This is a genomic window from Neobacillus sp. Soil_C_43, from assembly GCF_057656715.1.
This window is the reverse complement of sequence record NZ_JBDGJV010000036.1, coordinates 1-8,295: the sequence shown is the minus strand read 5'-3', so window position 1 is coordinate 8,295 and position 8,295 is coordinate 1. Positions and strand designations below refer to the sequence as shown.

The following is an 8,295-nucleotide window of genomic DNA, read 5'->3' as shown; positions in this document are numbered from 1 at the left end:
TGGCATGAACATTTTTAGTATATCATGAGGTTATTAAACTTTTTATTGAAAAATGTTGACAAACTATTAGCTGGTTTACTTTAAGTAGATTTATTCACAAACTACTTAAAGGACCTGTTTGTTTAAGATGGTGTTCACCCAATCAATGCACAATCAAATATGTACGATTATTCTATTTAACTCTAAGAATAATCTTACCCTTTGTACGTCCACTTTCAATGTGCTGGTGTGCCTTTACAATTTGTTCCAAAGGATAACATTTTTCAATAACAGGTCTTAATTTTTCTTCCTCCACAAGATCACTTAGGAAATCCAAATCTCTATCATTTGGTTTCGTAAGATGAATCTTTGCTTTCTTGCGACCTATTAATGAACCTATCATTAATTGGAAAGGATGGTATCTAGGGAAAAACAGGTGTTCCGTAATATAAAGACCTTTCTCGGTTAAAGAGTGTAAACAACTGAAAAAGGTTAGCTTACCAACTGCATCCAGAATAATATCGTATTTATTTCCATTATCCGTGAAATCTTCCTTGGTATAATCAATAACGTATTGTGCCCCAAGTTCCATAACCCAATCTAAATTGGAGGTACTACAAACAGCAGTTACCTCAGCCCCAAAGTAATTTGCAAGTTGAACAGCAAAATGCCCTACTCCGCCAGAAGCTCCATATATTAAGACTCTTTGACCTTGCTTTACCTGTGCTACATCTCGCAATGCTTGTAACGCAGTTTGAGCAGCACACGGTATAGCAGCCGCTTCCTCAAAAGTTATGTTTTTCGGCATATGACTTAGGAAATTCTCACGTGGAACGACATATTCAGAATGAGATCCGAAGCAACTCCCGAAAACGTGATCACCCACTTTAAATTTGCGTACATTTTCACCGATAGCCTCAATAGTCCCCGCAACATCAATGCCTAGTATGGGGTTCTTGGGTTTTGTTAGTCCATTATCCACCCTTGTTGGTAAATAACCCTTTCGGTACAAGTAGTCTAATGTATTGACGGATGCACTGTGTACACGAATCAACACCCTATCTTGTTCTTTGATGGATGGCTGTTCTACATCCTTTATACCCATAACTTCAGGGGGACCAAAAGTACTGTAAATCGCTGCTCTCACCTACATTACCTCCAAAATAATAGTATTATAGGACTTTTATTTAATAGAAACCTCCTTCTTATTATAATGTTTGTTAGCGAAAAATTCAGACTCTTTAACGAACTTTTCTTAAAAACTCCCCCGTTCAAGGTGTCCATCCAAATAATCTTAATTGACCAGCAAACGGAGCTTCGAATTGACCGCTAACGCAATATATAACCCTTTTTAAAATTCATAAATATCTCCTTCAATACATCCGTCATATTGTTCAATTCTTACTAGATCCTTCTTCAGCTAACCTGCGTCGTTAAGTGCATCTTTTCAATTCTAGTGTGAATTACAGTGTGTTTTCCTATGTATTTAGATTGTGTGCACCTCTGAAGTAAACTCGTTTCAATCCACGCCGTGGTATTTTTTTATTTAAGCTCTGTGACACTTGAGTGTTGATATCCGCTCCCTATTGTTAAATTACACCATCTACCCTCGTTCCGATTTTCTCTAATTGCATAGTATGTTCGTCATATAGTTTCCGTGCCCATTTCTGAATCAAGGATGGTGTTATTGTTTTCCATTTTTCGAGTTCTTCTGTCTTGTCTTGACCAAAAGCTAGTCTGGTTAATTTTTCCATTAACACATAAGATGAATACGGATGGGGAAACCTTGGGTCATTTTTCCCCTCATAGAAGAATTTCTTTAGTAATCTAAAAGACTTTGGCTCGTAAATTAGCTCGACAAGTTTTGCCCGGTATTCTAAATCCTTAGGTTTCATGTTAGGGAAACGTGTATAATCACTTAAATGCTGGGCCTCATGTTTTAAATAGCTAACTTGAAACTCGGTACCGTCCAGATTTATTTTCTTTTTCTTCGGTCGATCATTTACAAAATAAAGTCCTTCAGGCTTTGCCCAGCCACCTGCCCGTTTTTCCCCAAAGGTAGAAAAATGTATCCAACTTTGCAGTAGAAAATCCGATAAAAAATACACGGTTATCTCTTCCTTATGGTATGGAAGTTCAACCATAAATACTTTCTTTTCCATCGTCTTCCATATAAAAGGGCCTCTAAAAGGTCCAGTTAAACCACCTAAGAAGTGATAGCCCTTATTTTTAAATAACACCTCTAATTGACCTTCTATCTGATCGAGATCCAAACCAGAAGGGTTATTGGAAATACATGGTGCAAGTGATTGTGCTAGTTGGATTTCTGCTTCTGATGTATTCTGTCTTGTTAAAACTGCAATAAAGTATTGATAGTAAGCTAGTAGTACTCTTCTAATCCAAGGATCCTTAGATTTAATCCGAAAGATTGGTTTTTTTGTAAAGAATCTTCGATAATACTTCAATTCTAGCGCTTGGGTTTTTTTGTTCTTATTTTTTATCGAACAAAGGTATTCATATGCTGCTGGAACATCTCCTTGCAGACAATAAGCATAAAATCTTGATACATCCATCTTGTACCCCTCGTATCCTATAATATCGTTATTGTTAATATTAGATTCTTACTGGTAAAATACCTTTTTTGCATATAAAGGAAAAGAAAGACAAGTTGTCAAATGTAGTAATACAAGAATAAGAATATCGGAGGATAACAATGATTGAATTAGTGAGAGTTTTAAAGGATGAGGAGCAAACTTTACATAACCTAATGCAATTCTACATCTATGAATTTGCACAGTATTTGCCATCTATTACCCTTGAAGAGAACGGGCTTTACAAGCCTTTTGATTTAACCCCATACTGGAGCCGCCCCAACCTCCACCCTTTTTTCATTAAGAAGGATAATGAACTTATTGGTTTTGCTTTAGTTGAGAGTGCCACTGTAACTGAACCAAATACTATTCTCGAATTTTTTATCATTCGTAAATATAATGGTAAAGGCTTTGGGAAACTAGCTGCAACAAAACTTTTTAACATGTTTTCAGGAAAGTGGCACATTACGCAAATTGAAAAAAACTATCCAGCCCAAGCGTTCTGGAGAAACATAATTTCTACATTTACTAACGGTAACTACCTCGAAAGATATGATAAGAAACGCCGTTCGATACAAGAATTTGAGATTTAGAGTAACAAACAATGAAGGCTGTACCAAAATAGGCAGCCTCCATTGTTTTATACTATCGTCTGTAAATCCTTTTCTAACATCTCTTTTGCATTCTCATCTACTATTTGTTGTACATAGACTAGTGCTGTTGAATACGCCTTTTTAGAAGCGTCCGTCTCACCTAATAATGCATATGCCCTGCACAAGGCTTCATACGCATAACCGATATAAAACGGTTCAATATTATGTTCAATACTCACTTCAAGGCACCGATTACCGTAGTAAACCGCTCTTTCACCTAACCCTGCGGTGGAATAAACTCTTGATAGTTGCCAATAACCAATCGATAGATTTTTAGCCGTGTGTTCTGGAACTTGAGTCCAATGCCAAAAAGAAGTATGAGCGAGATGAATCATCTTCTCTTCCTCTTCCTTTGTTCTTTCAGCCAAATCGAGCAAGTCCCACACCATATTAAAACAATTCACCGCTAATTGCTTATGAGATACCGCTGTTGTTGTCATGCTTCTTCCACCTTTCTTTTTTCAAAATTACTAATATATAATCCTGGTACTACTTCAAAGTCACTTACGAATGTGAATCCATTTTTCAAATATAAATTTTTGGCTGGGGGATTATCTTTACCCGTTGATACTTTATAAACGGACATTTGCGAATTCCTTCTCTCTACTTCACTCAACAACTTCTGTGCAATTCCTTTCCGAAAATGGGCTGGATGAACAACCATTCTGCAAATAGTAAGCTCATCCGCTTCGACCGTATAAGAAATGGCTCCAGCGAGTGTTTTCTCTTCGAAATAACCGAGGAAAGTTTCCTTACATTCAATTAATTCCTCCAATGACTCTATTAGAGGTGGGATTTCGAAAAAATTAATTAACTCGGCTTCAATCATATAGGAAGCCCTCTGAAGTTTCAGCAACTCCTTTGCTAGATTCCTATTTTGTAAATCAATCACTTTTATCATGAATTATTTTCCTTTACTTAAATAAATTAATCATTCTTTTTTCCATACTGTGTCTAGAATTATTCATTTTCTTGTATTCGCTTTGTTTTTCAATCTATCCTTCTTTTTTTCAAAAAAATATCCCCCACTAGGTGAGGGATAGATATTCTTATGCCACTTTAATTGCTTTTCCAAATGGTACTCTCGGTAAGAATTGTCCAGGTACTAGCCAAAATAATTCAAAATCCACTGTTTCCATTTCCTCTGAAAAAAAGCCGGTTACATCCGTAATATAAAACAGTGTGTCTATCTTTTCTTCTTTTGCCCACTCAAGCACTAATGTATAGGAAGATTTCCCATGTGTATAAAAAGTAAGGGTTTCACTTTTTACTGGGGAAATATCTCTGATCTTAAAATCTGCTTGAACCAGAAGCGTGTCTGGCTTAACGGTTTCAAACAGCTTTACTATGTTATTAATAAGGATAACAGGTGCTTCATTTGTGGACGTGTCTACTGCTAAAGCCACTTTTTTGTCCTGTCGTTGCTGTATCATAGAAAGAATCGTTTTGTGCCATTTCAAACTCCATCATCCCCTTTGTTTGAATGAGTGAACTATCTTATTTTGGGTTAGTGGATAATGGTTTATGATTGGATAATTGCGGGAAAATAAACGCTGTTTTTATGGACAGACTAATTAGTAAAGATAAGCAATCGAATAATTGGAGGAATTTCCTCCAATCCTTGAATAGTAAAATCTGAATCAACATGGTTCCACTGTGCATCTTTTTTCCAAATTCCTACCATACCAATTGCGCGGGCTACCCGAATATCGTTATCAGGATGGTCGCCAACGTATATGCTTTCATTTGGCTGAACTCCAAGTGAACCCAAGGCTCTCTTGAATATTTCAGGATTCGGTTTTTTAATTCCTTCCCATTCTGATACGAGGATCGTCTGAAAGTATGTATCAATCCCTAAAGCCTTAATATTATCGATTTGGAACTTTCCTAATCCATTTGTAATTAATCCTAAAGAAATTGACCGACTCTTTAGTTCCTCCAACATTTCTGTAACATATGGAAAGGGGACACAATGGTACTTAAAGTGCTTAACATAATCTTTTAGTAGGTCATCACAGCTTACTTCTTTTATATTAAATTCATCAATCATTTGTTGGTAGACTTTATCCTTCCAGACATACCCACGGCATTCTAATTCAGTAAACCTGGATATGTACTGTTTCTTTTGAATATGTCCAAGCCATTTGTTTAGTCTTTTATATTGATTCAAGAGAAATTTTTGTACAGAAGCATCGCGATTCAGCAAAGTGCCATCTAGATCAAATAGTGCAGCTTTTATCATCACGAAGCCTCCTCCACTTTTTTCTTAGCAATCAATTTCTTTAATTATTTTTGCGGGATTTCCACCAACGACAACGTTATCGGGTACATCTTTTGTAACCACTGCCCCTGATGCAATGACGACATTATTTCCTATTGTTACTCCTGGATTAATGACCGCTCGTCCCCCTATCCATACATTGTCCCCTATTGTGACTGGCTTGCCGTATTCCTTACCAGATATTCTTTCGTAAGGATTAATTGGATGTGTAGCCGTATATATCTGTACTCCTGGAGCAATAAAACAATTATCACCGATGCGTATCTCACAAACATCTAAAAATACGCAATCAAAGTTTGCATAAAAATTCTCACCTACATGAAGATTGTATCCATAGTCACACCGTAAAATAGGTTCAATATATATATTGTCCCCTGTTGTTCCAAATAGTTCTTTAAGTAATTCGGTTCGTTTTTCAACCTCTGTTTCTAATGTTTGATTGTATAATCGTGTCAATCTTCGTGCATTTTCTCTGCCTTTCATTAGTTCAGTGTCTGCTGGATTATACATTTCTCCGTTTAGCATTTTTTCCTTTTCAGTTATCATTAGTAAACTCCATTCATTTGGTTTTTTTAATATCTTTATCATATCAAATAATTATTAACAATTTTATCTAGATAAAAGATATTGATTTTTCAGAAAACAATAATTACCATTAACATATAAACGTGTTGTTATCCATGGGGAGGAAAATCATTTGAAATTTGACGTTATTGTGGTTGGGGCCGGCCTAGCAGGTTTAGTAACTACTGCTGAACTGGCTGATGCAGGAAAGAAGGTACTGCTTTTAGATCAAGAACCTGAAGCGTCTATAGGAGGACAGGCATGGTGGTCTTTTGGAGGGCTATTTCTTGTGGATTCACCCGAACAAAGACGAATGGGAATAAAAGATTCCCATGACTTGGCCTGGCAAGACTGGCTAGGATCCGCAGGTTTCGATCGAGAAGAGGATGAGGATTATTGGGGGAAAAAGTGGGCAGAGGCTTACGTTGATTTCGCTGCTGGTGAAAAACGCGAGTGGTTGACTGGAATGGGTATTCGTTTTTTCCCTGTGGTCGGTTGGGCAGAACGTGGAGGCTATACAGCGGAAGGACATGGTAATTCTGTACCAAGGTTTCATATTGTCTGGGGTACTGGTCCTGGCCTTGTTAAACCCTTTGAGGAGCGAGTCAGAAAAGCAATGGAGAAAGGACTTGTCGATTACCGCCCACGTCATCGGGTGAATGAGTTAATCAAAGTAAATGGAGCTGTTTCCGGTGTCCGGGGAGACGTTCTTGTTCCAAGCAATGCAGCCCGCGGAGAGGCAAGTTCCCGTGAAGTCATTGGTGATTTTGAATTTCTTAGTTCAGCGGTAGTAGTAACTAGCGGCGGGATTGGCGGAAATCACGAGTTGATTAAGAAAAATTGGCCTACACGGCTTGGATCAGCACCAAAGAATATGATATCAGGTGTACCAGAACACGTGGATGGAAGGATGCTTGGTATTACAGAGAAAGCTGGTGGACGCATCGTTAATCGCGACAGAATGTGGCACTATACGGAAGGAATAAAAAACTGGGACCCCGTCTGGCCTATGCATGGAATCCGAATTCTTCCTGGTCCTTCCTCACTTTGGCTGGATGCGAACGGAAATCGATTCCCGGCACCAAATTTCCCGGGTTTTGATACATTAGGAACCCTTGAAGCGATTATGAAAACAGGTTACGATTATTCTTGGTTCATTCTAACACAGAAGATTATTGAAAAAGAGTTTGCTTTATCTGGCTCCGAACAAAATCCAGATTTAACAGGAAAAAGTATAAAGAAAGTGTTGGCGCGTGTACTTCCAGGTCCAACTGCGCCTGTAAAAGCATTTATGGACAAGGGCGAGGACTTTGTCATTGCTAATACCCTTCCTGAACTTGTGGAAGGAATGAATAAGCTTACTGATGATCCATTACTTAAGCTCGATCACATCGAGAGGCAAATTTTAGCGAGAGATCGTGAAATAGAAAATAAGTTTACGAAGGATCTTCAAATTACTGCCATGCGCGGGGCCCGGAATTATTTAGGGGATAAATTGATCAGGGTTGCTCCCCCACATAAAATTCTTGATCCAAAAATGGGACCATTGATTGCTGTCCGGTTAAATATTGTGAGTCGTAAAACGTTGGGCGGCCTTCAAACGGATTTGTCTGGCAGAGTCCTAGATGCTTCTGGAAATCCAGTACCTGGCCTTTATGCAGCTGGTGAGGTTTCTGGGTTTGGCGGAGGAGGGATTCATGGTTACCGATCATTAGAAGGAACGTTTGTCGGAGGCTGCCTGTTTACAGGAAGGCAAGCAGGCCGTGCGCTGGCTAAAGAGTTGAATTAACTGGAAAAAGCAGTGATAACCTTGATAATCTGGTTATCACTGCTTTTGTATTTGTGTTGCTTAATGGAATGGTCTTATCGACTGACGTGGAATATCTTTGCACGATATGGGCGTTATAAAATGCTTTTATCGACCCGCACGAACTTTTTTCAGGCTTCAACGGTCTCATAGAACCACCCTACGCGACCTTTCTTTCTTTTCATCACACTCAACGGTCTCATAGAACCCTCCTACGCGACCTTTCTTTCTTTTCTTCACGCTCAACGGTCTCATAGAACCCTCCTACGCGACCTTTCTTTCTTTTTTCACGCTTCAACGGTCTCATAGATCCACGTTACGCGACCTTTCTTTCATCTATTCAGATTAAGTCCATATAATTGTGTAAAAAGAAAATAGGTCATCATCATGACCCGTGTTACAATGTTTTCGACCAAGAAA

Annotated in this window: 9 protein-coding genes; 2 read left to right on the top strand and 7 right to left on the bottom strand. The window is 38.3% G+C overall.

Going from position 1 to position 8,295, the window contains the following annotated elements; translation table 11 throughout:
* Positions 1-172: 172 nt before the first annotated feature.
* A complete protein-coding gene (locus AC3A54_RS25455; RefSeq protein ID WP_487656666.1) occupies positions 173-1,126 on the bottom strand; it encodes an NAD(P)-dependent alcohol dehydrogenase in 954 nt (317 codons plus the stop codon).
* 442 nt (positions 1,127-1,568) lie between these two features.
* Positions 1,569-2,552, bottom strand: coding sequence for a hypothetical protein (locus tag AC3A54_RS25450; protein ID WP_487656665.1), 984 nt, complete (start codon positions 2,550-2,552; stop codon positions 1,569-1,571).
* Positions 2,553-2,692: 140 nt separating this feature from the next.
* On the opposite strand from AC3A54_RS25450, the gene AC3A54_RS25445 reads away from it, so the two are divergent.
* Positions 2,693-3,163, top strand: a complete 471-nt coding sequence (locus AC3A54_RS25445; protein ID WP_487656664.1) for a GNAT family N-acetyltransferase — start codon at positions 2,693-2,695, stop codon at positions 3,161-3,163.
* Between the two features lie 47 nt (positions 3,164-3,210).
* Here the strand turns inward: AC3A54_RS25445 and AC3A54_RS25440 are convergent, their stop codons facing one another.
* From AC3A54_RS25440 to AC3A54_RS25420, 5 genes are all read right to left on the bottom strand, one after another.
* A complete protein-coding gene (locus AC3A54_RS25440; protein WP_487656663.1) occupies positions 3,211-3,663 on the bottom strand; it encodes a hypothetical protein in 453 nt (150 codons plus the stop codon).
* A complete protein-coding gene (locus tag AC3A54_RS25435) occupies positions 3,660-4,124 on the bottom strand; it encodes a GNAT family N-acetyltransferase (RefSeq protein ID WP_487656662.1) in 465 nt (154 codons plus the stop codon). The genes AC3A54_RS25440 and AC3A54_RS25435 overlap by 4 nt, the downstream gene beginning before the upstream one ends.
* A 148-nt stretch (positions 4,125-4,272) precedes the next feature.
* Positions 4,273-4,683, bottom strand: a complete 411-nt coding sequence (locus AC3A54_RS25430) for a vWA domain-containing protein (protein WP_335531084.1) — start codon at positions 4,681-4,683, stop codon at positions 4,273-4,275.
* Positions 4,684-4,793: 110 nt separating this feature from the next.
* Positions 4,794-5,465: an HAD family hydrolase gene (locus AC3A54_RS25425; RefSeq protein ID WP_487656661.1), complete on the bottom strand. Its 672-nt coding sequence runs from the start codon at positions 5,463-5,465 to the stop codon at positions 4,794-4,796.
* 24 nt (positions 5,466-5,489) lie between these two features.
* On the bottom strand, positions 5,490-6,050 hold the full coding sequence (locus AC3A54_RS25420) for a sugar O-acetyltransferase (RefSeq protein WP_487656660.1): 561 nt from the start codon (positions 6,048-6,050) through the stop codon (positions 5,490-5,492).
* Positions 6,051-6,201: 151 nt separating this feature from the next.
* Here AC3A54_RS25420 and AC3A54_RS25415 point away from each other — a divergent pair, with 151 nt between their 5' ends.
* On the top strand, positions 6,202-7,857 hold the full coding sequence (locus tag AC3A54_RS25415) for an FAD-binding dehydrogenase (protein ID WP_487656659.1): 1,656 nt from the start codon (positions 6,202-6,204) through the stop codon (positions 7,855-7,857).
* Positions 7,858-8,295: the final 438 nt, after the last annotated feature.

Bases quoted from the DNA above. Each gene is read 5' to 3' on its own strand.
- AC3A54_RS25450 (WP_487656665.1), bottom strand. From the start codon at position 2,552: ATGGATGTATCAAGATTTTATGCTTATTGTCTGCAAGGAGATGTTCCA.
- AC3A54_RS25445 (WP_487656664.1), top strand. From the start codon at position 2,693: ATGATTGAATTAGTGAGAGTTTTAAAGGATGAGGAGCAAACTTTACAT.
- AC3A54_RS25440 (WP_487656663.1), bottom strand. From the start codon at position 3,663: ATGACAACAACAGCGGTATCTCATAAGCAATTAGCGGTGAATTGTTTT.
- AC3A54_RS25435 (WP_487656662.1), bottom strand. From the start codon at position 4,124: ATGATAAAAGTGATTGATTTACAAAATAGGAATCTAGCAAAGGAGTTG.
- AC3A54_RS25425 (WP_487656661.1), bottom strand. From the start codon at position 5,465: ATGATAAAAGCTGCACTATTTGATCTAGATGGCACTTTGCTGAATCGC.
- AC3A54_RS25420 (WP_487656660.1), bottom strand. From the start codon at position 6,050: ATGATAACTGAAAAGGAAAAAATGCTAAACGGAGAAATGTATAATCCA.